This is a genomic window from Candidatus Symbiopectobacterium sp. NZEC127 (assembly GCF_025962675.1).
In the GTDB taxonomy this organism is placed as follows: Bacteria; Pseudomonadota; Gammaproteobacteria; order Enterobacterales; family Enterobacteriaceae; genus Symbiopectobacterium.
Window position 1 is genome coordinate 158,857 of the sequence record NZ_JAGFPG010000002.1, and the last position, 25,286, is coordinate 184,142.

General features: G+C 51.3%; 21 protein-coding genes, 1 tRNA gene and 1 pseudogene. 7 read left to right on the top strand and 16 right to left on the bottom strand.

Annotated features, from left to right (window positions below; translation table 11 throughout):
• The first annotated feature begins 36 nt into the window (after positions 1-36).
• The 3 genes from J5069_RS10820 to J5069_RS10830 all read left to right on the top strand — a co-directional run bounded on the left by J5069_RS10820 (position 37) and on the right by J5069_RS10830 (position 4,190).
• Positions 37-1,653, top strand: coding sequence for a methyl-accepting chemotaxis protein (locus J5069_RS10820; protein ID WP_264643911.1), 1,617 nt, complete (start codon positions 37-39; stop codon positions 1,651-1,653).
• 311 nt (positions 1,654-1,964) lie between these two features.
• Positions 1,965-3,146 carry a YjgN family protein gene (locus J5069_RS10825; RefSeq protein WP_264643912.1) on the top strand — a complete coding sequence of 394 codons (1,182 nt, stop codon included), beginning with the start codon at positions 1,965-1,967 and terminating at the stop codon, positions 3,144-3,146.
• Positions 3,147-3,155: 9 nt separating this feature from the next.
• Positions 3,156-4,190, top strand: coding sequence for a M48 family metallopeptidase (locus J5069_RS10830; RefSeq protein WP_264643913.1), 1,035 nt, complete (start codon positions 3,156-3,158; stop codon positions 4,188-4,190).
• 67 nt (positions 4,191-4,257) lie between these two features.
• Here the strand turns inward: J5069_RS10830 and J5069_RS10835 are convergent, their stop codons facing one another.
• The 3 genes from J5069_RS10835 to pepA form a co-directional block, all read right to left on the bottom strand.
• Positions 4,258-7,113: a valine--tRNA ligase gene (locus J5069_RS10835; protein ID WP_264643914.1), complete on the bottom strand. Its 2,856-nt coding sequence runs from the start codon at positions 7,111-7,113 to the stop codon at positions 4,258-4,260.
• Between the two features lie 12 nt (positions 7,114-7,125).
• On the bottom strand, positions 7,126-7,575 hold the full coding sequence (locus J5069_RS10840; protein WP_222159278.1) for a DNA polymerase III subunit chi: 450 nt from the start codon (positions 7,573-7,575) through the stop codon (positions 7,126-7,128).
• 161 nt (positions 7,576-7,736) lie between these two features.
• Complete coding sequence (pepA, locus tag J5069_RS10845) at positions 7,737-9,248, bottom strand: leucyl aminopeptidase (RefSeq protein ID WP_195314366.1); 1,512 nt, start codon at positions 9,246-9,248, stop codon at positions 7,737-7,739.
• 281 nt (positions 9,249-9,529) lie between these two features.
• Between pepA and lptF the strand changes: the two genes are divergently transcribed.
• The 3 genes from lptF to J5069_RS10860 all read left to right on the top strand — a co-directional run bounded on the left by lptF (position 9,530) and on the right by J5069_RS10860 (position 11,945).
• Entirely contained in the window at positions 9,530-10,630 is a 1,101-nt protein-coding gene (gene lptF, locus J5069_RS10850; RefSeq protein ID WP_264643915.1) for an LPS export ABC transporter permease LptF, read from the top strand.
• Positions 10,630-11,706 carry an LPS export ABC transporter permease LptG gene (lptG, locus tag J5069_RS10855; protein WP_264643916.1) on the top strand — a complete coding sequence of 359 codons (1,077 nt, stop codon included), beginning with the start codon at positions 10,630-10,632 and terminating at the stop codon, positions 11,704-11,706. The genes lptF and lptG overlap by 1 nt, the downstream gene beginning before the upstream one ends.
• Before the next feature lie 154 nt (positions 11,707-11,860).
• Positions 11,861-11,945: transfer RNA gene (locus tag J5069_RS10860), tRNA-Leu, on the top strand.
• Positions 11,946-12,350: 405 nt separating this feature from the next.
• On the opposite strand, the gene J5069_RS10865 is transcribed toward J5069_RS10860, so the two are convergent.
• The 12 genes and pseudogenes from J5069_RS10865 to J5069_RS10920 all read right to left on the bottom strand — a co-directional run bounded on the left by J5069_RS10865 (position 12,351) and on the right by J5069_RS10920 (position 21,776).
• Complete coding sequence (locus J5069_RS10865; protein WP_264643917.1) at positions 12,351-12,809, bottom strand: hypothetical protein; 459 nt, start codon at positions 12,807-12,809, stop codon at positions 12,351-12,353.
• Between the two features lie 70 nt (positions 12,810-12,879).
• Positions 12,880-13,236 (bottom strand): hypothetical protein, encoded by a 357-nt coding sequence (locus J5069_RS10870; RefSeq protein WP_264643918.1) that lies wholly within the window; start codon positions 13,234-13,236, stop codon positions 12,880-12,882.
• A 41-nt stretch (positions 13,237-13,277) separates the two neighbouring features.
• Positions 13,278-13,736 (bottom strand): hypothetical protein, encoded by a 459-nt coding sequence (locus tag J5069_RS10875; RefSeq protein WP_264643919.1) that lies wholly within the window; start codon positions 13,734-13,736, stop codon positions 13,278-13,280.
• Between the two features lie 70 nt (positions 13,737-13,806).
• Positions 13,807-14,748, bottom strand: coding sequence for a hypothetical protein (locus J5069_RS10880; RefSeq protein ID WP_264643920.1), 942 nt, complete (start codon positions 14,746-14,748; stop codon positions 13,807-13,809).
• Positions 14,749-14,973: 225 nt separating this feature from the next.
• A pseudogene (locus tag J5069_RS24215) lies at positions 14,974-15,258 on the bottom strand (type VI secretion system PAAR protein); the annotation flags it as partial.
• A gap of 342 nt (positions 15,259-15,600) precedes the next feature.
• Complete coding sequence (locus J5069_RS10890) at positions 15,601-16,212, bottom strand: ATP-binding cassette domain-containing protein (protein WP_264643921.1); 612 nt, start codon at positions 16,210-16,212, stop codon at positions 15,601-15,603.
• Positions 16,196-16,981 carry an ABC transporter permease gene (locus J5069_RS10895; protein ID WP_264643922.1) on the bottom strand — a complete coding sequence of 262 codons (786 nt, stop codon included), beginning with the start codon at positions 16,979-16,981 and terminating at the stop codon, positions 16,196-16,198. Before J5069_RS10895 ends, J5069_RS10890 begins: the two co-directional genes overlap by 17 nt.
• Before the next feature lie 27 nt (positions 16,982-17,008).
• The gene (modA, locus tag J5069_RS10900; protein ID WP_264643923.1) at positions 17,009-17,764 is read right to left on the bottom strand and encodes a molybdate ABC transporter substrate-binding protein; all 756 of its coding nucleotides are present in this window, start codon (positions 17,762-17,764) and stop codon (positions 17,009-17,011) included.
• Positions 17,765-17,953: 189 nt separating this feature from the next.
• Complete coding sequence (locus J5069_RS10905; RefSeq protein WP_264643924.1) at positions 17,954-19,162, bottom strand: MFS transporter; 1,209 nt, start codon at positions 19,160-19,162, stop codon at positions 17,954-17,956.
• A gap of 349 nt (positions 19,163-19,511) precedes the next feature.
• On the bottom strand, positions 19,512-20,678 hold the full coding sequence (locus J5069_RS10910) for an iron-containing alcohol dehydrogenase (protein WP_264643925.1): 1,167 nt from the start codon (positions 20,676-20,678) through the stop codon (positions 19,512-19,514).
• A 317-nt stretch (positions 20,679-20,995) separates the two neighbouring features.
• Positions 20,996-21,214, bottom strand: a complete 219-nt coding sequence (locus tag J5069_RS10915; RefSeq protein ID WP_264643926.1) for a helix-turn-helix domain-containing protein — start codon at positions 21,212-21,214, stop codon at positions 20,996-20,998.
• A gap of 85 nt (positions 21,215-21,299) precedes the next feature.
• On the bottom strand, positions 21,300-21,776 hold the full coding sequence (locus J5069_RS10920; protein ID WP_264643927.1) for a helix-turn-helix transcriptional regulator: 477 nt from the start codon (positions 21,774-21,776) through the stop codon (positions 21,300-21,302).
• Positions 21,777-22,244: 468 nt separating this feature from the next.
• Between J5069_RS10920 and J5069_RS10925 the strand changes: the two genes are divergently transcribed.
• Complete coding sequence (locus J5069_RS10925) at positions 22,245-23,666, top strand: surface-adhesin E family protein (RefSeq protein ID WP_264643928.1); 1,422 nt, start codon at positions 22,245-22,247, stop codon at positions 23,664-23,666.
• Between the two features lie 51 nt (positions 23,667-23,717).
• On the opposite strand, the gene J5069_RS10930 is transcribed toward J5069_RS10925, so the two are convergent.
• Positions 23,718-25,055: an aspartate aminotransferase family protein gene (locus J5069_RS10930; protein WP_264643929.1), complete on the bottom strand. Its 1,338-nt coding sequence runs from the start codon at positions 25,053-25,055 to the stop codon at positions 23,718-23,720.
• Between the last annotated feature and the right edge of the window lie 231 nt (positions 25,056-25,286).

Below are 25,286 nucleotides of genomic sequence, written 5' to 3' on the forward strand. Positions count from 1 at the left end.
GGCTTGCTCTTGATGACCACTCACTAGGGACGATGTATGTTTCGTAAGATAAAGATCCGCACGACGCTCAGCATCATGGTCTTATCGTTGACAGCGCTGTTGCTGTTTGTCGGGATGCTGGGGCTGTTTGCTGCCCAATCAGGTAATCACTCCTTCGCCAGAGTTGATAAAGAAGTGCTGCCCGGGCTGGTCGCATTAAATGAAAGTTCGGAATTACTGCTGCGCGCGCGTCTCGATCTGCGCTTGTATGAATCGCTGATGAGCAACGGCTCGCAGGACGCGGCAACGGTGGCATTAAAACGCGCCAAAGGGAAAATTGACGGTGCCAGTGAAAAATGGCAGGAGTATTTGACCTATCCGCAGGCGGAGCAAGAGAAGGCGATTTCCGCCGAGATGGCCCGCAAGCGTGAAACCTTGATGACCACCTTTATCACCCCGGCGCTTGCCGCGCTGGAAGCCGGAAACCTGGATGAATATCGCCAGCGCGCGGGTAAATCCACCGTGCTCTATGCCGATTTTGATGCTGCGTCCAAGAAGCTGGTGCAGTTTAAACGCCAGAATATCGATGACGCCTACACCGCCTCCAACACCAGCATCAACCGTATGGAGATGATGCTGACGGTGGCGATCGCGCTGGCGCTGGTATTGGCGCTGCTCTCCTGGCTGGTGATGACGCATCTGGTGGTTAAGCCATTGAATCAGGCCATTGGTGTGTTCGATCGCATCGCACAAGGCGATCTGCGCGCTCGCTTTGAAATGCAGGGCAAAAATGAGATCGCGCAGCTGTTTGGCGCTGCGCAACGCATGCGTGACGGGCTGGAGAATATGGTGCGCGTGGTGCGTAACGGCACTGATGCGATCGGGGTTGGCGTGGGCGAAATTGCGTCCGGCAATATCGATCTCTCCAGCCGCACAGAGCAGCAGGCGGCATCGCTGGATGAAACGGCGTCAAGCATGGAGCAGATCCTCTCGACGGTCAGTAATAACGAAGATAACACCCGCAAGGCTAACGATCTGGCGCAGAAGGCCTCGGCCTCGGCGGCGCGCGGTGGCGGTGTGGTCTCCGAGGTAGTGGATACCATGCGCACCATTCAGCGCAGTTCCGCCAAGATCTCCGATATTGTCGGGGTTATCGACGGTATTGCCTTCCAAACCAACCTGCTGGCGCTCAATGCCGCAGTGGAAGCGGCGCGTGCCGGAGAGCAGGGCAAAGGATTCGCGGTGGTTGCCAGCGAAGTGCGCACGCTGGCGCAGCGTAGCGCCACGGCAGCCAAAGAAATTGGCTCGATGATTGATAACTCGCTGACCAGCATCCAGCAAGGTGCTGGTCTGGTCGAAGTGGCCGGAAAAACCATGAGCGAAGTGCTGGATGACGTGAGGAAAGTGGCGGACATCATGGATGAAATCATGATGGCATCCGGTGAACAAAGCCGGGGCATTTCGCAAATCAATATCGCGATTAATCAGATGGATGGCGTGACGCAGCAGAACGCCGGGCTGGTGGCCGAGGTGGCAACTGCGGCAGGATCGTTGCAGGATCAGGTTTCTCACTTGCAGCATGCTATCGCCAGTTTTCAACTTGATGATGGGCATGTGTCTGAGAATGGGCTGTTCCCGGCGGTATCGCCCGTGGCACTGGTGGGCGTGCGTTAATCGCCAGACAAAACAGGTTCCGTCTCGGCGGAGCCTTTTTTATATCAATATAGAATATTTATTCTGCTAACTAAATAAGCGTATTGGGTGTATGTATTTCTCCGCGCAATACCATCCTCTCTTTGCCTGATTTATCAGATTTATCGCAGTGCATAATTCATATTTATATCGATGCATTTATCAAATGCAAAAAAAAGTTTATTTTTTCTATTCTGCGTGTTCAAATCAGGTGTTTTTATTATATTGCATCAATAAATTTGACTTATTTTTAGTTTTTGGATTTTTTCCACTTCTTTTAGGATGAAAGTGTTATGAGTGACAATATCTCGCAAGGGAACGGCAAACATGCCGTGGTTTTTCATGGGAAATCGGGAGAGTATTTTTTAATCTGGCTGGTCAATGCGCTATTAACCACGATCACCCTGGGTATTTATTCTGCCTGGGCGACGGTGCGCACCCGTCGTTATTTTTATGGCAATACTGAGATTAACGGCGATCGTTTTGATTATCACGCCGAGCCCATCCAGATCCTGAAAGGGCGCATCATCGTGATTGGCGCGCTGGTGCTGCTGTATCTTTTGCTGCTGTTTACACCTGTGGTCGGGCTGGCGGTATTGCTGGTGTTTTCCGCGCTGCTGCCGATGCTGATTATTCGTAACTGGCGCTATAACGCCATTATGACCAGTTATCGCGGCGTGCGTTTTAACTATTTGGGCAGCGTAAAAAGTGGCTATTGGACGTTTTTGGCGATTCCGCTATTAATGGCCGCTGTGCTGGTGCTGTTGATGACCACTGTCGGCAGCTTTTCTTCGCTTATCAGCAATGCGACACCGCTAATTGTTGCTGCACTGCTTTACATCCCCGCGTTGATTGCGTTGGGCGGCGTGATGAAGTATATGATCGCCGATCTTTATGTGAATAACCTGCGGTTTGGTACCGCGGCATTTAATGCCGCGATCAGTAAAGCGGCGTTTATTAAAATTGCCTTTTTCAGCCTGTTGTTTTTTATCCCCTTCCTGATATGGACGCTGTGGTTTTCAGGGGCTGTACTGCTTTCAGTGATGGAATATGTACAAACGGGTGGGCATATCACGCATCGCGTGGACTACACGTCGCCCTATGAAGGCATCTTCAAACTGATCGCGGCGTATGTGTCGTTGATTATTGGCGGTCTGGTTGCCAAGTGCTATATCGTGGTGGCGGAACGCAACTATATCTTTAGCAATACCACGCTCAGTGACAATGTCCAGGTGCACTCCAACATGAAATTGGGCGCTTACCTGATGCTGTTATTTACCAACACACTGATTACGCTATTTTCTTTGGGGCTGGCCGCGCCGGTAGCACAGGTGCGCTATGCGCGCTTCATGGCGAATGCCACGCAAGTGAGCGGTGACCTTTCTCTGCTGGACGTGCAGGCGCACGGTGATACCGCGCGTTCGGCGGTGGCGGAAGAGGCTATCAGCGCACTGGATCTCAACGTGGGCATCTAAGGCGACCTGATGATTATCGAGGGATACTATCAGTATCCGGGGCGTGCCGCACAGGAGGCGGCACGCGTGACGCTTGGTGAGCTGGATGCTTCTTTGGTGCTGATGTGCCACGACGCGGGTTCACAGGCGTTTATGTTGGCGCAAGTCGAGGTCTCGCAAGCGTTAGGCTCAATACCGTTGACGTTGACCTTCCCTGATGGCGGGCGCTTTCGGCCTGCTGATGATGCGCTGTTTCGTGCCTGGGTCGCGCAACATAAGCCTCCCAGCCTGGTGTACCGGCTAGAGAAGTACAAACGGGGCGCGCTGTTTACCCTGCTGGCGACGGTGTTGGTAGCGTTGAGCTATGTGTATGTGGTGCTGCCTTGGCTGAGTGCCACAGTGGCGTTGCATGTCCCCACTGCGGTGGAACAGCAGTTGGGGGAACATACGCTCGCCTTGCTGGAGCGCACCGAGCTAGCGCCGTCAACCCTTCCTGAAGCGCGCCAGCAGGCGTTGCAGCGCCTGTTTGAGCAGGCGCAACCGCCGGAAATGCGTCAGGCGCGCACCCCGTTGCGTCTGCGCCTGATGAGTGCGCCGGGCATTGGTCCAAATGCATTTATGCTGGCCGATGGCACGCTGATCGTCAGCGATGAGTTGGTTAAGCTGTCGCGCCACGACGATGGTCTGGTTGCCGTGATGCTGCATGAAATGGGTCACCATGCTTATCGCCACCCAATGCGCATGCTGGTGCGCTCCTCGTTGGTGTCATTGACGTTTATGTGGATCACCGGCGATGTCAGCGGTGTGGGGGATACCCTGCTACAGTCCGCGGCCTTCGTGAATGAGCTGCAATTCTCTCGTGATATGGAGCGTGAAGCGGATGCGTGGGCGATAGCGGAAATGCAGCGGCAGGGGCGTTCGCTTCAGGCGATGCAGGACATCTATCAGCAATTGATGACGGTATCGGAAAAAGAGCATCAGATTGAGCGTGTTATGCCTGATTGGCTCAGCACGCATCCCGATATGCAACAGCGCCTTGATGCCATCAAGGCACAAGAAAAGTAGTTCATTTCATAAAAAAAAGCCCGGACTTGGCGGTCCGGGCTTTTTATTTACACGGGGTAATTATCGATTACAGCGCGGCAATGGTGGCCTGCTGTTCCAACAGTTTTGCTTTCGCTACCGCATAGCCGTCACGTTTTTCACGCTCTTTGGCGATAACCGCTTCCGGTGCGCGCGCAACAAAGCCTTCATTGGAAAGCTTGCTGTCGATGCGGTTGATTTCCGCTTCAACCTTGGCAACTTCCTTGGCCAAACGCTCCAGCTCTGCGTCTTTGTCGACCAGATCAAGCATCGGGATCAGCAACTCCGCGCCTTCCAGCAGGGAGGTAACCGCTACCGGGCCTTTTTCGCCAGCAGGCAACAGTTGAACGCTTGCCAGACGCGCCAGCGTTTGGATAAAGCTGCGGTTCGCTTCCACGCGACGTTGCGTTTCCGGCGTTGCATCACGCAACAGTACATCGAGCGGTTTGCCCGGCGCGATGTTCATCTCGGCGCGAATATTACGCACGGCGGTGATCGCCTGCTTGATCCATTCCAGATCGGCCAGCGCCTGTGCATCTTCTGCGGTGGCATCATAGGTCGGGAACGGTTGCAGCATGATGGTATCGTCGGTAACGCCCTTCAGCACTTTAACCTGCTGCCAGATGGTTTCCGTGATAAACGGAATGATCGGGTGCGCCAGACGCAGCAGCGCTTCCAACACCGTAACCAGCGTGTGGCGCGTACCGCGCAGTTCCGCCTCGCTGCCACCGTTCATTACCGGTTTAGCCAGCTCCAGATACCAGTCGCAGAACTGGTTCCAGGTGAACTCGTACAGGATACCGGCGGCAATATCGAAGCGGTAACCGTCCAGCGCGTCGCGGAAGGCTTTCACCGTGCGGTTGAATTCAGCCAGAATCCAGCGATCGGCCAGTGACAGCACTTTCTCGCCGCCGTTAAAACCGCAATCTTGCCCTTCGGTGTTCATCAGCACAAAACGGCTGGCGTTCCACAGCTTGTTACAGAAGTTGCGATAACCTTCCAGGCGCTTCATGTCCCAGTTGATATCACGACCGGTAGAAGCCAGTGCCGCCAGGGTGAAGCGCAGGGCATCAGTACCGTGCGGTTCAATACCATTAGGGAACTGTTTCTCGGTGCGTTTACGGATTTTCTCCGCCAACTGCGGCTGCATCATGTTACCGGTGCGTTTTTCCAGCAACTCAGGCAACGAGATACCGTCCACCATGTCCAGCGGGTCGATCACGTTCCCTTTGGACTTGGACATTTTCTGCCCTTCGTCATCGCGGATAAGCCCGGTCATGTACACGGTGTGGAACGGCACCTGCGGCTTGCCTTCGTCATCTTTCACGAAGTGCATGGTCAGCATGATCATGCGTGCAATCCAGAAGAAGATGATGTCGAAGCCGCTTACCATCACGCTGCTCGGATGGAACGCTTTCAGCTCTGCCGTTTGTTCCGGCCAGCCGAGGGTGGAGAAGGTCCACAGCCCGGAGGAGAACCAGGTGTCCAGCACGTCTTCGTCCTGGCGCAGTTCAACCGTGTCGGCGAGCTGATACTCGCGGCGCACTTCCGCTTCATCACGGCCTACATAAACGTGGCCGCTGTTGTCGTACCATGCCGGAATACGGTGGCCCCACCATAATTGGCGCGAGATACACCAGTCCTGAATGTCACGCATCCAACTGAAATACATGTTCTCATACTGCTTCGGCACAAACTGGATACGGCCATCTTCCACCGCTTCCACCGCCGGTTTTGCCAATACGCCAGCGCGCACGTACCACTGGTCGGTCAGCATCGGTTCGATGACCACGCCGCCGCGATCGCCGTAGGGAACGGTCAGATCGTGCGGTTTGATCTCATCAAGCAAGCCCAGCTCATCCAGCTTGGCAACCACCGCTTTACGGGCGGCAAAACGCTCAACGCCGCGCAGGAAATCAGGAATGTCATTGCTGTATACCGTGCTGGCTTCGCCGTTGGTATCAAACACTTCAGCTTCCTGACGGATGTCGCCATCGAACGTCAGGATGTTGATCATCGGCAACTGGTGACGTTTACCGACTTCGTAGTCGTTAAAATCGTGCGCCGGAGTGATCTTCACGCAACCGGTGCCTTTTTCCATGTCAGCGTGTTCATCAGCGACGATCGGAATACGACGATCCACCAGCGGCAGGATCAGGAACTTGCCGATCAGATCTTTGTAGCGCGGATCTTCCGGGTTGACCGCAACACCGGTATCCCCCAGCACCGTTTCTGGACGCGTGGTGGCGACCACCAGATAGTCTTTGCCATCAGCGGTTTTTGCGCCGTCGGCCAGCGGGTAGCGCAGGTGCCACATCGAGCCCTTGCTCTCGCGGTTTTCCACTTCCAGATCGGAGATGGCGGTGCGCAGTTTCGGATCCCAGTTCACCAGGCGCTTGCCACGGTAGATCAGGTCTTCTTTATACAGGCGAACGAACACCTCTTTCACCGCGTTGGACAGGCCTTCATCCATGGTGAAGCGCTCGCGCTCCCAGTCCACCGAGTTGCCTAAACGACGCATTTGACGGGTGATGGTGCCGCCGGATTCTGCTTTCCACTGCCAGATTTTTTCGATAAAGGCATCGCGACCATAATCGTGGCGCGTTTTGCCCTCTTCGGCGGCGATTTTACGCTCAACCACCATCTGGGTGGCGATACCTGCGTGGTCAGTACCTGCCTGCCACAGCGTGTTTTTCCCTTGCATACGCTGATAACGAATCAGGGTATCCATAATGGTTTGCTGGAACGCATGGCCCATATGCAAGCTGCCGGTGACGTTCGGCGGCGGGATCATGATGCTGAAGCTTTCCTGGCTCGTGTCACCGTTTGGCTTGAAGTAGCCTTGCTGTTCCCAGCGCTCATAGAGCGGCTGTTCGATATCTTTCGGGTTATATTTGGTATCCATTATGTCTACTATTCAGTGCGTTGGCGGCGTCGCCGTAGTCAATTGAAAGCCGACGCTGCGATACGCCTTGTAGCGATCGCGCGCCAACGGTTTCAGGGATTCTTCATGAGGGACAAAGTCTATCACTTCATGGAAAGCGGTGGCAAAATCTGCGAACTGCGGCAGCAGGCTGATCAGCACGTCCCGCGAGGTGCTGCCCCGGCGTTGCGGCCAGGCCAGCTCGACGGGTGCGCCCTGTCGCGGGCCTTCACCGGCGAGGTTATGCGGCACAAAGGCGCTGGCATCGCGCTGCCACAGCGCATCGTCCAATCGCAACGCTTGCTGCTCGTCTTCACAGGCGATAAGCACACGCTGCCCGCTGCGCCAACGTTCCGCCGCCAGCTCGCAGGCCAGCGCCTCACAGGCGCTAAGCCCATCGACATCGTCACTGTGTTCGAGAAGGTAGAACGTTGCGTTTTTCATTGTTTACTGTAGGTGAGGGGACGATATAAACCGGCCCTGGGTTGCTGATCATGTTTTTTCTGCGTCATTCCCGCGTAGGCGGGAATCCCTCACAGAGGAAACACGTACTTCCCGCAAGAGGTCCCCGGCTGTTGCCGAGGACGACAGAGAACGGCCTCTTTTTATTCTACGTCATTTAACCCGGCGCGATTAAGCAGGAACTGCGACAACATGGCTACCGGACGGCCCGTTGCCCCTTTGGCCTTACCGGAACGCCAGGCAGTGCCCGCGATATCCAGGTGCGCCCAGTTGTATTTGCGGGTAAAGCGCGACAGGAAGCACGCGGCGGTAATGGCACCACCCGGACGCCCGCCGATGTTCGCCATATCGGCGAAGTTCGATTCCAACTGCTCCTGAAACTCATCGCCCAACGGCAAGCGCCAGGCGCGGTCACCGGCTTGCTCTGATGCGCCGAGCAGTTCGTGCGCCAGCGGGTTATGGTTCGACATCAATCCGGTAAGGTGATGGCCGAGCGCTATCACGCAGGCACCGGTCAGGGTGGCGATATCAATCACCAGTTCCGGCTCGTAGCGTTCCACATAGGTCAGCGCGTCGCACAGCACCAAACGGCCTTCGGCATCGGTATTCAGCACTTCAACCGTTTGACCGGACATGGTGGTCAACACATCGCCCGGACGATAGGCGCGGCCATCAACCATGTTTTCACAGCCAGCCAACACCCCGACAATATTCAGCGGCAGCGCCAGCTCGGCGGCCATGCGCATCACGCCGTATACCGTGGCAGCACCGCACATGTCGTACTTCATTTCATCCATGCTGTCGGCGGGTTTGATCGAGATGCCGCCGGAGTCAAAGGTCAGGCCTTTGCCAACCAGCACGATAGGGCGATTTTCCGGATTGGGGTCGCCTTTGTACTCAATCACCGACATCAGCGATTCATTTTGCGAGCCTTGTCCAACGGCCAGATAGGCGTTCATGCCCAGCTCTTTCATCTGCTGTTCGCCAATCACGCGCGTCACGATGTTCGGGCTGTAGGTATCCGCCAGTTGGCGTGCCTGCGAAGCCAGATAACCGGCGTTACAGATATTCGGCGGCATGTTGCCGAGATCTTTCGCGGCCTTGATGCCTGCGGCAATCGCGAGTCCGTGCTGAATAGCGCGCTCGCCGCTGGTGAGTTCACGGCGCGTTGGCACATTGAACACCAGTTTGCGCAGCGGACGACGCAGTTCGACCTTGTTGCTTTTCAGCTGATCGAAGGTGTAGAGCGTCTCTTTTGCCGTCTCTACCGCCTGACGCACTTTCCAGTAGGTGTTGCGCCCTTTGACATGCAGCTCGGTCAGGAAGCAAACGGCTTCCATTGAACCGGTATCATTCAACGCATTGATGGTTTTCTGGATGATTTGCTTGTATTGACGCTCATCCAGTTCACGCTCTTTCCCGCAGCCAATCAGCAGAATACGTTCTGACAGAATGTTCGGCACGTAGTGCAACAGCAGGGATTGCCCCACTTTGCCTTCCAACTCGCCGCGGCGCAGGAGTGCGCTGATATAACCGTCGCTGATTTTGTCCAATTGTTCGGCAATAGGGGACAGGCGGCGAGGTTCAAACACGCCGACGACAATGCAGGCACTGCGTTGTTTTTCCGGGCTACCGCTTTTTACACTGAACTCCATGTACTCTCCTGAATCTTAAAGACAAAGACGGGGCCAATAGCTAGAATGTGACACTCCGTAATACTTTCCCGCCGTTACACTTACCTAACCTGTGTTAATCTTAACGGCGCGGCGAATCTGTTTTGGTGATGATAAGCAGGTTCTGATACAACGTCGGGCGCGCGGTATGCTGTAATGCATCATAGCGACAAAGGTTGCCACAAATGCGTATAAATGGCGAGTTAGCGATGAAATTATCGACTTTCCTGCAAAAAGACAAGTTTTCACAGGTTTAATTAAGCGTGATCATCATTCGATATCTGGTACGGGAAACCTTTAAGAGCCAACTGGCCATCCTGTTTATTCTGTTACTGATCTTCTTTTGTCAGAAGCTGGTGCGGATATTGGGTGCGGCGGTTGATGGTGAAATCCCGACAAACTTAGTGCTCTCCCTGCTGGGGCTGGGCGTGCCTGAAATGGCGCAGCTCATTCTGCCCTTGAGCCTGTTTTTAGGGCTGCTGATGACGTTCAGCCGCATGTATACCGAGAGCGAAATCACCGTCATGTATGCCTGCGGACTGGGCAAAACGGTGCTGCTCAAGGCTGCCTTTATTTTGGCGGTGATCACCGGTGTGATGGCGATGATCAATGCGCTGTGGGTCAGCCCCTGGTCTTCACGCCATCAGGACATCGTGATGGCAGAAGCCAAGGCCAACCCCAGCGTCGCGGCGCTGGTGGAAGGGCAGTTCCAATCGGCGCAGGGCGGCAATGCGGTGCTGTTTGTCGGCGATGTCAAAGGGCAGGAATTTGAGCATGTGTTTCTGGCACAGCTGCGCCCGAGCGGCAACGCGCGACCTTCGGTGGTGATTGCCGATCGTGGGCGTGTGAACGTTGACCAAAATGGCGCACAGGTGGTGACGCTCAATAAGGGCTCCCGCTACGAAGGCACCGCGATGTTAAGGGATTTCCGCATCACGGATTTCACCAACTATCAGGCGGTTATCGGGCACCAGAACGTGTCGCTCCAGAACACTGGCGTAGAACAGATGACGATGCGCCAACTGTGGCAGTCGGATGAGAACGCCGCGCGTGCCGAGTTTCATTGGCGTATTACGCTGGTGCTGTCGGTGCTGATCATGGCGATTATTGTGGTGCCGCTTAGTGCGGTAAACCCACGCCAAGGGCGCGTGCTGAGCATGTTGCCCGCTATGCTGCTTTATCTGATTTTCTTCCTGCTGCAAAGCTCGCTGCGTTCCAATGCCAGCAAAGGAAGAATTGATCCGGTGGTATGGATCTGGCTGACCAATCTGGCCTATATCGGGATTGCGCTGCTGCTCAATGTCTGGGACAGCGTGCCTCTGCGCCGGTTGCGCGCGCGGATGAAAGTACAAGGAGCAGCCTGATGTTTGGCGTACTGGATCGCTATATCGGCAAAACTATCTTTAACACCATCATGATGACGTTGTTCATGCTGGTTTCGCTGTCGGGCATCATCAAGTTTGTCGATCAGTTGCGCAAAGTCGGGCGCGGCGACTATACCGCGCTGGGCGCGGGTCTCTATACCCTGCTGAGCGTGCCAAAGGATATCGAAATCTTTTTCCCGATGGCGGCGCTGCTTGGCGCGCTGCTGGGGCTGGGAACGCTGGCGACACGCAGTGAATTGGTGGTGATGCAGGCCTCTGGTTTTACCCGCTTACAGATTGCTGGTGCGGTGATGAAAACCGCCATTCCTCTGGTGTTGCTCACCATGGCGATTGGCGAATGGATTTCACCTGCCGGTGAACAGATGGCGCGCAACTACCGCTCGCAGATGATGTACGGCGGCTCGATGCTCTCGACCCAGAACGGGCTGTGGGCCAAAGACGGCAACGACTTTATCTATATTGAGCGCGTGGTGGGGGATAAAGAACTGGCGGGCGTGAATATCTACCAGTTCGATCCGGAACAGAAACTGCTCTCCGTGCGCTACGCGGCATCGGCGGAATTTGATGACGATGCCAAGCTGTGGCAGCTCTCTCAGGTTGATGAATCTAACCTGCGCGATGGCAAACAGATTTCGGGCAGCCAAACTATTAGCGGAGAGTGGAAAACCACCCTGACGCCGGACAAACTGGGCGTGGTGGCGCTGGACCCGGATGCACTCTCGATTCGCGGCCTGTACGACTACATCAACTACCTGAAGCAGAGCGGGCAGGAAGCGGGCCGTTACAAGCTCAACATGTGGAACAAGACGTTCGCCCCTCTTTCGGTGGCGGTAATGATGCTGATGGCGCTCTCCTTTATCTTTGGGCCATTACGCAATGTGCCTGCGGGCGTGCGCATCGTCACCGGAATCAGCTTTGGCTTCCTGTTTTACGTGCTGGACAAGGTATTTGGTCAGCTCAGCCTGGTGTATGGCTTGCCGCCGGTGCTAGGCGCGCTGGTGCCGAGCCTGCTGTTTATGGTTATCAGCCTATTGCTGCTGTTAAAACGGCGCTGAGTGCATCCGGCACGTCACCGCATGCCGGGAAAATGCGCAAAAAAGTGTGCTAACGCTGTTTTTTTCAGCATTCAACGCACCAGAGTGCGGAATAGTGTTGTGTCATCAATCTCAAACGGTATAATGCACCTCGTTTTCCGCATACTACTTCAGTGCCGAAGTGGCGAAATCGGTAGACGCAGTTGATTCAAAATCAACCGTTGAAAGACGTGCCGGTTCGAGTCCGGCCTTCGGCACCATTAGTATGAAAATCAAGTCACCTTCGGGTGGCTTTTTTTATGTCTGAAATCCGTGCCACATAAGTCTTCACCCGCATTCTCTGTCAACGGAGATCAACCTGACTCCATCCACATCAATCTCTTTGCGAGTCTAAAACCGAGTATGTGTGCTGGTTTTGTATGACTTATGGCCATAGCTGAAAGGATAACTATCATGGGCCTTGCCGCTACTAAGGTACGTTCTGCTCAATCCGAGGAAAAGAAGTATGCATTGGTTGATTCATCTCAACGGTTCAACATTTTCTCATCGGCGGTAAACAACACTTGTTCAGCGCTTACCGGTTAACATCATCGACTCGCCAGTTTGTTAAATGAATAGAGAGCCAGTAAATTTCACATCACTGCATTTACTATGGTTGACAGTAATTAATTGATTTTTTTATCAATACTGGCCTCGTAGCAATATGTCGGATCGCCTTCTCCCTCATCAATTTTTTCATGAGGTAAAATGGTAATGGTGACGATTGAGCCCGCCCCCCACAGTTTAAACACTTTTTGTTGCTCGCATACGTAAATCATTTTCTTTTTAAAATCAAAATATTCTATTCTTAAAAAATCAAATCCTTCTTGTTCGATTAATCTGTCATCAAATTCAAAAGTAATGGTTTTTCTGTTAGAATAATCACCTCGATATAATACGCTGTATACTTTTGCGGAGTGAATCACAAGATATCCATTCTGTGTTACCCCCGCAGGGAGAACTATCTCAAATCCGGTTTTATGGAGCGATGAACCTACAGGGCGATAATGATCATAGTCTTTGCCATTAAGAACATCAGATATTCTTTTATCATTTATCGAATAAATCAGAAATGCACCTGCCATTGTCGCCTCCTTGGCATTGATAAGATGAGTGAAGCTGATACAACACCACAGCAGAAAAAAACATATCATGTTATTCTCGCTTTTCTTTGGGAGTGAGTTTCACTAAGCCTTTTGTTAATCCTGTAGGGGTTTCCCCTGATGACGGTAACATTCGTCCACCTTTTTTTCTCCATAATGCAAATCCATTTGTTCCCTCAACCTTGGCGCTAAATTTAAACAACCCATCAGCCAAACCTGGATGCGGCAATGCTTCATGCTCATCAGATAATTTATAAACGGAAAAATCTCCTCCGGTAGCACGTAATTTCTTTAAGGTTTCTGAGCGTTGATGGGATGTAACCTTATCTCTTTGTCTAAGAATATGGCCGTAAAATGTTCTGGTCAGAAATGTATATGCTGAGATCCCCGTCCTGCATGTATAAGACAATATTTCACCCTCCAGCGATAAATCGGTGAGTATTAAAGTGATTAATTGATTTTCTTAGATATATTTGCCTCGTAGCAATATGTCGGGTCACCTTCTCCCTCAACCATTTTTTTATGAGGTAAAATGGTGATGGTGACAATTGAGCCCGCCTCCCACAGTTTAAAAACCTTTTGTTGCTCGCACACGTAAATAATTTTCTTTTTAAAATCAAAATATTCTATTCTTAAAAAATCAAATCCTTCTTCTTCGATTAGTCTGTCATCGAATTCAAAAATAATGGTTTTTCTGTTAGAATAATCACCTCGATATAACACACTATGTACTTTTGCGGAGCGAATCACAAGATATCCATTCTGTACTACCGCCTCGGGGAGAACTATCTCAAACCCGGTTTGATAGAGAGGTGAACCTACAGGGTGATAATGATAATAGCCTTTGCCATTAAGAACATTAGATATTCTTTCATCATCTATCGAATAACTCCGAAACGCACCTGCCATTGTAGCCTCCTTGGCATTAATAGGATGAGTAAAGCTGATACAGCACCACAGCAGAAAAAAACGCGTCATGTTATTCTCGCTTTTCTTTGGGAGTGAATTTCACTAAGCCTTTTGTTAACCCTGTAGGCGTTTCTCCTGATGACGGTAGCATACGTCCACCTTGTTTTCTCCATAATGCAAATCCATTTGTTCCCTCTCTCTTGGAACCAAATTTAAAGACCCCATCGGCCAGTCCAGGATGCGGTAATGCTTCATGCTCATCAGACAATTTATAAACTGAAAAGTCTCCTCCGGTAGCACGTAATTTCTTCAGATTTTCTGAGAGTTGATGGGATGTAGCCTTATCTCTTTGTCTAAGAATATCGCCGTAAAAGGTTCTGGTCAGAAATGCATATACTGAGATACCAAAGTAATTAGCCAGTTGTTGAGCCAGACTGTGTTCAGGCTGAGCATCGTTATCGCTATAAAATGATTCACGTGTTGTACGTGAGTTCCCTGTCCTACATGCATAAGAAAATACCTCACCATCTAGAGAAAAAACGGTGGGCATGAACGTATTTAGTGTCGATGCATCAAGATTGATATCCTTATCTCCTTTATAATTAAGGCCTATAGTTCCAGGATATCCATGAGAGAAGATAATAAGATTGATAATCTTATATTCATCTCTATCTTTATTCATTAGTTTAATTAAGTCCTCCTGAACACATAGTTTAAACACGTCAAACCTATTATGATTGCACCAATATTCCAAAACGCCAATCTCAAGATTTGTATAGCCATCAGAAACATAAGCGATTGTTGTTTTATCCGGTTTTCCCTTGGATAGTCTCAATTGTCCGGTTGCAGCGCCAATGAACATCATTTTTAGCCAAAATGAATCATAATGGAGTTCGGAACCAATAACAATAATACGCTCTTTTTTAAATGTCTTGATCTCTATTTCTTTTCTTTTGTTATTACCCACAGGGGAAAATACTGATTTGCCAATGGTCTTCCATGTTCTATTCATTTATTCATCCCTTATCTCTATAGATAACTCATCAGGTGATAAACTAAAGACCGTATGGGTGTGTCCTTTATCATCCGTTTTTCCATATTCATAACGGCCATCAGCGCGTAATATCCGATATTCCCTGTTGGTAACAGGCTTACCCGTCTTCTGATCTTTGATGGTAAAGGCTTCATCAAACATGCCTTTCAACGAAATCAGTCCCGAGGCGTCGGGGGGATTATCCCCGACAAATACGGTTCCCGAACCGACGACGTTGCCCCCACAGCTAATCGCACTCCCCGTCAAAGCAAGTGGTAGCTTGTTGATAAATATCGTGCTAGATCCACTGATAATGTGACGAGGATGGAGTGAGCTTCCCGCTTTACTGTGTTCTTCCAGTGGGTCGCTTACCCTTGCTGCTGGTCTCCCATCAATAAAAACGTTTGATGAGCCAGCAATAATCGGCGTTGACGAAAATCCGTCATGATCGGTTCCGATATCTCCTACCTTGGCTGCTTTTTTTGTCATTCCTTGACCTTTGAGATGTTGATACTATTGATTCAAATTGACACTGCTATAGCATGGCGTTGACAGTGTGTGCTTGTTGTTACGCGTGTTGAGTAAAGACATCACTCTCTTAGCAATCCCCATGCCAATTTTTATCTCTTTGCTTTAACATTAAATTTATTTCTCTCCGTTTTTCCTTGGGTAAGGTTTGAGCAATACATTGCGCAGACCTCGTGAAAAAACGGCATCCATTGCTCAAAAAGTGATTTATACCAGCAAGTGAGCAATAAATTGCGCAGAATGCGCAGTTATGCTGCCAATTTGAATTGGCCTAGTGGAGGGACGATAGACTATTTACAAGGCCTATAAAAGACACCCTTTAGCAAGGCTCAACTGCTGTTGAGCTAACGCCTCGACTTCTCGAGGTTCATGCGACACTAACAATAGCGTTACCGAAAAGAGCTGCTGTATTTCCTTCATTGCCTGCCATAGTCGTAACCTCACTGGCCAATCGAGGCTGGAGAATGGCTCATCGAGTAACAGAATCTGAGGTTCACTGATCAATGCCCGCGCCAGGGCTGCTCTCTGCTGCTCTCCACCCGAAATTTGTGTCGGGTAGCGTTTAGCCAAATGTTCTATTTCGAGTAATTTCAGCAAGTCGTGACGTTTTTCACTGGCCTGTGGTTTTTTAGCCGCGTACTGAGCAAGGCGCAGGTTATTATCAACCGATAAATAAGGAAACAAATACAAGTGCTGATTCAGATAACGACAAGGACGCTGCCAGATAGGTCGTTTATCGATACATTGATCGGCTATTGATATAGTTCCTCGATAATCAATGTTCCCTACGATAGCGTTCAGCAACGTCGTTTTCCCACTGCCAGAAGGGCCACAAATAGCAGTACAGCTACCCGGCTCCACTGAAAAACTGATATTTTCCAGAATGCCGCAGGAAAGATCATTCACCTTTAACATTCAGCCTTCCTCGTTGTTGCAACAGATGCAGGATTACTAAGAGAAAAATCGAAAAAATAATCAGCAACAGGGCACAGCCGACCGCCAAAGAAAAATCACCGCTGGCAATATTCAGGAATACCGCAATGGGTAAGGTTTCCGTTTTCATTCTGGTCGCGCCAGCCAACATCAGCGTGGCGCCAAATTCACCCAGCGCCCGCGACATCGCCAAAACACAGCCACTCAGTAATGAACGCCAGACGAGGGGGATTTCTACCAGGAAAAACGTTTTTAGCGGTGTTAAGCCTAAATTATAAGCTGTGTGTATATAAGGCGGTGAAATAGAGATAAACGCACTGTAGGCATTGCGCGTTTGTATTGAACAGGCAACGTAGGTTTGCGCAATGATGATACCAAAGGGAGAAAATAACCATTTAGAGAGTGTTGGAACTAACTGCCCAACATACCCTTCTTGTCCCAAAAGGAGCAACAGACCGATTCCGACGACCAATGGCGGCATGACCATGGGTAAATCCAGCAGGATGTTTATTATGTTCTTTCCTGGAAATGAGAGGCGAGACATTGCCCAGGCGGCAGGAAGGCTTATCAGACTCGATAGCAATAAAGAGGTTAGCGCTGTACTGACAGACAGCAACAGCGCAAACTGGATTTCATCATCGGATAATAACTGAATAAACTGGCTAAGGCTCAACTGGGAGAAAAGTGCAAGCAGCGATCCGCCAATCAAAAAAAGCAGAAGCACCAGCGGTATTAATGCCAGCTTAGCCATTCAGTTTTCTACCCGACTCAGATTCAATTAATTCTTCTTAATGGGTAGATAGCCTTGATCGGTAAACATCTTGATGCCCTGCGGTGATGCAAAGTATTCAGCAAGTTGTTTAGCTGCATCTGGGTGTGCGCTGGTTTTTAATACGGCGATAGTGGCTACCTCTTCAGGTGTTCCTGCCGGGGAAGGTAACAACGTTAGTTTATCCTGATTCTTCATCGCATCAGAAAGCCCAATAACCGCAGCATCCACATCACCGTTCATTAAGTAAATCAGCAATTGCTTAATCGTGGTTGCTTGTACTACCACTTTCTCTTTCAGCTCTTTCTCATAACCACTGGCGACCAGCAATTGTTCTCCACTTTTTCCCAGCGCAATTGCCTTAGGGTCACCCATGCCGATTTTTAAATGACTTTTTGCAAGATCGGCCAACGTTTTCACTTCTCCGCCAGTCGCCTTCCTTACCACCATCACGGGCGTGTGATACACCAGTGGATAAGAAGACGTTACCTGCCCGTCTTGCTGTAATTTTTCAACATAGTCTTCAGAACCCGGCAGGAAAACATCCCCAGTCTTGGTCAGATTAAAGCGCGTGAGAATTTGCCCTGAATCACCGTATTCAATAACCACCTTATGGCCGGTGTTTTTTTCAAACAATGCCACCACGGATTCTACCGGCTGTCTTAACCCAGCGCCGGCATACAGATGTAACTCGACCGCACAGGCCGTGTAACTTGCCATGAGCAAAGGCAGCACCATAAGGGATTTTATTAAGCGTGTAGGCATGGGGAATTCTCTTATCGTTAACATTCTTGGAAAGGGATAGCCGAACGAATAGTTAGATCCCTATATATTAGATTACATAACGACAAGCAAAATAATAGGGATTGCGAGAAAGCAAAAGTAGCAAAAAGATGATCTTAGTCACGTTAAACCTGGCATATCCCTGCGCAGGCTCTCTTTAACCTGGTGAACTCAACCCGCTTCTGCCGTCGTTTCCCGCGCGATATCCGTTTGCTTGCGTCGCAACTGCGTCAGCACCAGCAGCAGGGCGAGTAGCGCCAGCACTGCACCGGAAATGGAGACGGCACCGTAGCTTCCGCCAAGGTTTAGCACGGCGCTGCCTAACGCGGCACCCAGCGCGTTGCCGAGGTTAAACGCACCGATATTGACCGATGAGGCTAGCCCAGGCGCACCTGCTGCTTCGCGCATTACCCAGGTTTGCAATGGCGGGACCACGGCAAAAGCGGCGGTGCCCCAGACGACCAGGCCGATGGCGGCACCGGCCTTGGAGGTCGCCAGCCAGGGGAATGCCGCCATGCTGATGGCGATCAGGCTTAAAAACACCATCAGCGAGCCTGTTACCGAACGGTCTGCCAGCTTGCCACCTAACTTGGCCCCGAGGGTGAAGCCAATGCCAATCAACACCAGCATGCCAGTCACATAGCTGGGAGAAACCTGCGTAATCGATTCGAGCGAAGGGGCAATGTAGGTATAGAGCGTAAACATGGCACCAGCACCCATGACGGTGGTTGCCAGAATCACCAGCACCACGGGCTGCGTCAGTACGCGCAGTTCGGCTCGCACATTGGGCCTTTCTCCGTGGCCGCCTTTGGGCAGAAAGGCTCCCAGTGACAGCATTGCCGCAACGCCCAACAACGCGATACCCAGGAATGATTCACGCCACCCGACCACTTGCCCAAACCAGGTCGCCACGGGAACGCCGCCGATATTGGCGATGGTTAACCCCATAAACATGGCAGCAACGGCACTGGCTTGTTTCTCACGTGGAACGAGGCTGGCCGCCACAATCGAACCAATACCAAAAAATGCCCCGTGGTTTAAGCTGGTGATGATCCGTGCAATCACCAGGCTGGTGTAATTGGGGGCTATGGCGGAGGCCAGATTACCCAGGGTAAAAATTGCCATCAGCGCGATCAGCGCTCTGCGGCGCGGCCAGCGGGCGAACAGTAGCGTCATCACCGGCGCGCCCACCATCACACCGATGGCATACGCTGAAATCAGCATGCCTGCGGTGGGGATTGAAACATCCATGCCCTGAGCGATGGTCGGGAGCATGCCCATCGGGCCAAATTCGGTGGTGCCAATACCAAATGCGCCAACGGCGAGCGAGAGCAATGGCAGGGTGGAATGGGAGGGTGAAGACGTACGGCTTGTCGACATGATTTGCTTCCTAATCGTTGCGATTTGAACGCCACCAGCATTGAATCGCCCCGGAAATACAGGCATCCATCAGCGCTTGCGATTTGAACTTGGCATTCTGCCGTGATTACGCGGGGAGATAAACGTAGAAATATAAAAAACACTTTTGCGAAAAGTGGCAGACTGATAGGTAAATCACTGTCCCCTCGTCATCCCCGCCTACGCGGAAATGACCATTCTAGTGAGCTATTATCGATGAAAATGCGGGGAGGGGAATCGGGTGAAAGGTGTAGAGAGAGCTACCTACGCGTTGTTTCAGGACTCGCTGTCCCTACCGCGTTGGGTAACTCCCTCTTGGCGATGTTGTTGATTACAAAATCGCTTCGCCTTCATAGGCCTGACGGTACAGCTCAATAACTTGCTCTTTGGTGGCTTTGCGCGGGTTGGTTAATTGGCAAACGTCTTTCTTCGCATTCTCAGCCATAATGGCGAAATCTTCCGGTTTCACGCCAAGGCTCTTCAGATCGCGTGGAATGCCCACCTGTTTGCCCAAGCGTTGAATCGCGCTAATGGCTTTCAATGCAGCTTCATCTGTCGACAGGCCATCCACGGTTTCTCCCATGGCTTCGGCAATATCTCTGAAGCGGTTAAGGTTGCCGATAAGGTTGAAGGATTCGACATACGGCAGCAAAATGGCATTACACACGCCGTGCGGCAGATTATAAAAGCCGCCCAACTGATGCGCCATGGCATGGACATAGCCCAGTGATGCGTTGTTGAAAGCGATCCCCGCCAGATATTGCGCATAGGCCATATTATCTCTGGCTTTCATATATTCACCATTGGCAACGGCCTTCGGCAAATATTGGGTGATCATTTTGATGGCTTTTAAGGCGGCGGCATCCGTAAGTGGATTTGCCATGGTTGAAACATAAGCTTCAATGGCGTGGGTTAATGCATCCATCCCTGTCGCAGCTGTCAGTGACGGTGGCATCCCGACCATCAATTCCGGATCGTTAATGGAAATTTGTGGCGTAACGCGCCAGTCAACAATCGCCATTTTAACTTTGCGTTCTGTATCGGTAATAATACAAAAACGGGTAATTTCCGACGCGGTGCCCGCCGTGGTGTTAATGGCCATCAGCGGGATCATATCGTTGATCGATTTATCGACGCCTTCAAAATCGCGAATATTTCCGCCGTTAGCGGCGATAAGGCCAATCCCTTTCGCACAGTCATGCGACGAGCCGCCACCGAGAGAAACAATCGCGTTACAGTCATTTTCCCGATAAGACTTGATGCCTTCCGCAACGTTTTTATCCGTCGGGTTGGGCTCTGCACCGCCAAATATATGAACGCCAATACCTGCCTTTTTATAAATTTCAGCAACCTTATCCGCCATTCCACTTTTGGCGAGGAAGGCATCGGTGACAATAAGGATTTTTTTGGCATTTAACGTTTTTGCAAGACTACCGGCTTCCTGAACGCTGCCCTCACCAAATACATTTCGTGTGGGTAGAAAATAATATGTCGACATACAATTTCCCCTATTTATAAATGATGGCTGTCAGTATGTTCATCAGAGCTTCTGGTAATTTTGTTAAAAAATAGCCACTTAGCGCCAACATTAAGCAGCACCAGACATGGATAACAAAAGCAGAGGTTGAACATCTGTGGGCAGTGTAAGGGAATAGCGGCGATGAACTTTGATTTACATCACATTACATGCGATTGTTTTTAACAATAAGTGACATTGTTTTTACAACTAATTTGCGAGATGTTCAAAACTGACCAAGGATAAGTGTTGTACTGGGGAGCGTGAAACTGGGGGGAACAGGCGACGATGGGAGAGAATCAGTAGTCGAATAGCGCAGCTAATGAAGTACCGAGCCCCGCGGCGATGACACTGATGATTTCTAAGGTTGGGTTTCTGATACCACGTTCAATACCGCTTAAGTAAGTACGATCCAGATTACATCTACTGGCCAATGCCATCTGTGTGAGCCCTGCCTGAACGCGCAACGTTTTAATGCGTTGTCCAAAGAGCCGGGTCGTATCTCCTGTGTTCTGCATGTTGGCGCTCTCCTGTCGTTGCTACCTCTGTGATTCATCATTATAACCCACCCAAAGTAGAACGTTATCTGTGCAATCTGCATTTTTATGCATCGGATTTCTCGGACGCCAAAAGCGCGGCAAGCCGGTGGCGCGAAGTGGGGACAAGTCCTACCTGAAGCCCAAAAGGGTTGAATAGCTTGTTGATGACATCAGCGGTGTAGTTGCCTCGGTCATTTTCAACGTCGGACAGCGTTTTGCGTGATATTGAAACCAGAGTGGCGAAGGCATCTTGCTTTAGCCCTAATACGTCAGCCCGAAGCATTTTTAGCGCCTTGCCCTGTGTGATTTCACCCAGTAGCAGATGCCTGATAATGTCATTCATGGCAGATTGCCTTTCTGGTGTGCTAATTGGCTTGGCCTTTTTAGAAACTCGTTGCCGCTTTATACTTTGCACTCCGGGGGACGGTGTGTACGGCTGGGCGGTATAAGGTGTTATCGGTTCTTGCAGCGTGCGGTTTTTTTCTTTTATTCTCCTTATCGTTTCGCTCGCTGGCATCACATCACTGTTTTGATTTTTCATAGCAATCCCCATCTATCCAACTTTTGTTCTATATAGTTGAAACCGATAGACGGCAGGGTAACGATCTGTTCGGGAACCCCCCTTTGTATCAGTCTCTCTTTGAGTCCCAATAATTGTTGTGCAGTATCTTGCAATGCTTTCAGTAACGTTTCTGCTGGAACAAGATCGTTAAGCGCTTGTGCAATCCCTATAAAATTATACTCGCCCCCATTATGAGTAAAATAGTACGTTTAATCTGCATAATTTTCAATCTGTGTAACCTTTTTTACTCTTTAACTTCATTTTTGGTTCTTTATGGGTGTTTTGATACGCATTATTTTTTGAGCGACAAAGCCAACGCTCTACCCGCCCAAAAGAGACTAAAAATCAGAACATGCCCGTTGCCAGCCTCCAGCCATCAATTGCATGATGTAGCGCGTTTTGCCCGATAGCGGGTAGAGAATTAATGATTAAATAACAGGATGCTCGATGAAGCGGCTAACACTACTGACTCTGGGATGGGTACTGTCTGCACCGGCGTTTGCACAGCCACAACTGCCTGCGGTGGTTATCAAGGATGTGACCCTGGTGCCCGGCAATACGGTGCGAGTGGGCAATGCCATTAACGCCCTTTTTCGTATCTCCACGCTGGGGAGTGGCACGACGGATTTATGGCTTAATGTCGATTGCGATACCGGCCAAAAAATACACCTGTTTGCCAGTGTTACCCCTCCCGTACCAAACCGGCCAAGCGTTCGGGTCTATGGCGCGGGCTCACTGGCTCGTTATGTTCCCGGTCTGCCTTTCGAACCGGAGGCGGACAGCCCCTACAGCACCGATCCTGCTCTGGATGTGTGTCAACAAAACGTCCCCGTTCCGCAATGGGTTGCGCTGGCTGAGCCTGATACGCAGGGTAACCGGCCGTATATTGATGTGACTAACAGCGCGAGGCAGGGCGATCGGCTTCAGGTGCGTCTCGCAACGGACTATGCGCGTATTCATCAAGATGAAAAATACCTCGCGCCCTATTCGGTGAAAATAACGGATAAGGTTTTCGATTGCGCACAGGATAAGGGCCAAACCCTTAATCAGTTTGCGTTGGATAATCAGGGACGAATAACGGATAGCCAGTCTGAAGAAAATCCTGCATTCACCGCGCTTTCCGCTGAGGAAACTGCGCTCGCGAAAAGGCTTTGCGCGGTTAACGATATTCGCCAGCTTAGCGGTAACGGCACGCTGGAATGGCGTGAAAAGCCAATGGCGGAGGATTTGCCGTTACGACCTGATTTTGCGCAAAACGATCCGGCTCCGATCCAGCGTCCGCCACTGCCACAGGCCGTGGCGAATACGGTGCAACAGGCGGTTGCGACACCGCAACAGCGCCCGACATTCAAGCGCCTGAGCTACGTCCAAAAATCGCCGGGTGAGGATCTCGCCTCGTTTGTGGTGCAAATGGACAACCTGCCGGATGGAACGGTACTGACGTTGGATAAAATGACGTTGGGTGGCGTGGTGTTTTATTCACAACATGTACGCCTGTTTAATATCGTGGACGTCAAGAAATGGGATTCGCTGGCAGAAAAACCGGTTATCAGCAACACGCTGGAAAACACGTTTGTGCTGCCTCCGACGGCAGGTACCGAGTATCGCTGGAAGAATAACCAGAGCGATACCAAGTCAACCGGCCAGCAGTGCCGTGCAGATGACGCATGGCGCAATGCCACGGCAATTAGCCCGCATTTTCCCGGTCGCTATCTGGAATTCACTTGTACCGACGATCGCGGTGATGGCCGCCCGATGAGCAGTGATTATGCCTACCTCGAGGACTTGCAGGTGTTTATTCGCATCGGTTATCACGAAGCCGGTGAGAAAAAGCGTTTTGCCTTTGACGATGTGACGCTGGTGAAGTGATCTGTCTTGGCGCACGTTCCCCGTTTGAGCGGAGAGCGTGCGCCAACGTCATTAACGCACGGCACTCAGCACCTTGTCCAACGACCCTACCAGCCAGTCGATATCCTGCGCCTGAAAAGCCAATGGTGGGCGCAATTTCAATACGTTGCCATAAGGACCTGCCACTGAAGTCAGCACGCGCTCGGCTCTCAGGCGTTCGATCACATCCAGTGCCAGCGCCTTGTCAGGCGTTTTGGCGGCGCGATCGCTCACCAGTTCGAAACCGATAAATAACCCGGCTCCGCGCACATCGCCCACGCATTCATGGCGATCGGCGAGTCGTGCCAGTTCTTGCCGCAGTTGTTCACCGACAATCAGACTGTGCTCCTGCAACTTCTCTTCGCGGATCACCCGCAACACCGCCTGCGCCGCCGCCATGGAAACCGGGTTTCCGCCAAAGGTGTTGAAATAGGGGATCTCATCGCTAAAGGCGGCTAACACATCGGCTTTGGCGAGCAGGCCAGACACTGGAATCCCGTTACCCATTGGTTTACCCAGCGTCACCACGTCCGGCACGATACCGTGGCGCGCGAATCCCCAGAAGCTGTCGCCGGTGCGTGCAAATCCCGGTTGCACCTCGTCGGCGATAAAAATGCCGCCGTTGGCATGCACCACGTCGAGTGCAGGTTTCAGGAAGCCTGCCGGTCCTGGCAGCACGCCATCAGAAGAGAAGATTGAATCGACCAGCAGACCGGCGAATTTGATGCCGTGCGCCGCCATGTCGTCGATCTGTTTTTGGATCTCATTGGCAAACCAGACGCCTAAATCGGGTGCGTCAACGCGGTAACGATCGGGGGGTGGCACCAGACGCGTGGTGGACGCGAGCGGTTGGCCGCTGCCCAGCGCCGGTGATGCGCCAGAGGTCAGTTCGCTGGTGCCGTGGTAGGCCTCCTGGCTGACGATGATGCCGGTGCCGCCGCTGTACGCCTTGGCGATACGGATCGCCAGATCGTTGGCTTCCGAGCCGGTGCACATGTACATCGCTTTGTTGATGTCGTCAGGCACGGTGGTCAGCAGATCGGCGGTGTAATCCAGAATGCGTTCATGCAAATAGCGGGTATGGGTATTGAGCTGGCTCATCTGCTCATGCACGGCGGCGATAACGGCGGGGTGGCAGTGGCCGATGCTGGCAACGTTGTTGTAGACATCCAGATATTTATCGCCCGCGGCATCCCACAGGTATTGCCCTGCACCGCGAACCAGATGCACAGGGTTGCGATAAAACAAACGGTAGGATTCGCCGAGCAGTTGGCTGCGCTTATCGGTCAGTTTGCGCGTTTCGGCATCCAACGCCTCCGCGTGTTCTGCGCGAAAGCTATTGGTATCCATGATAGTTGAACGTGTTGCCATGATGACTCCAAATTTCGGTTAAGCACACTATTTCGATTAAGCACAGTATTTCGAACGGCATCGTGTTTCTGTCAGACACCGTGCATAAACAGGATGGGAATAGCTTACGCATTAACCTGAATGAAAAGCAACTAAATACACAAATGCATTTAAATGCACTTTTTTGATGCGCATAAAACACCAAAAAAGTGCAATCCATTACACATCATCCTGCGTTGTTACTGCGGTTGC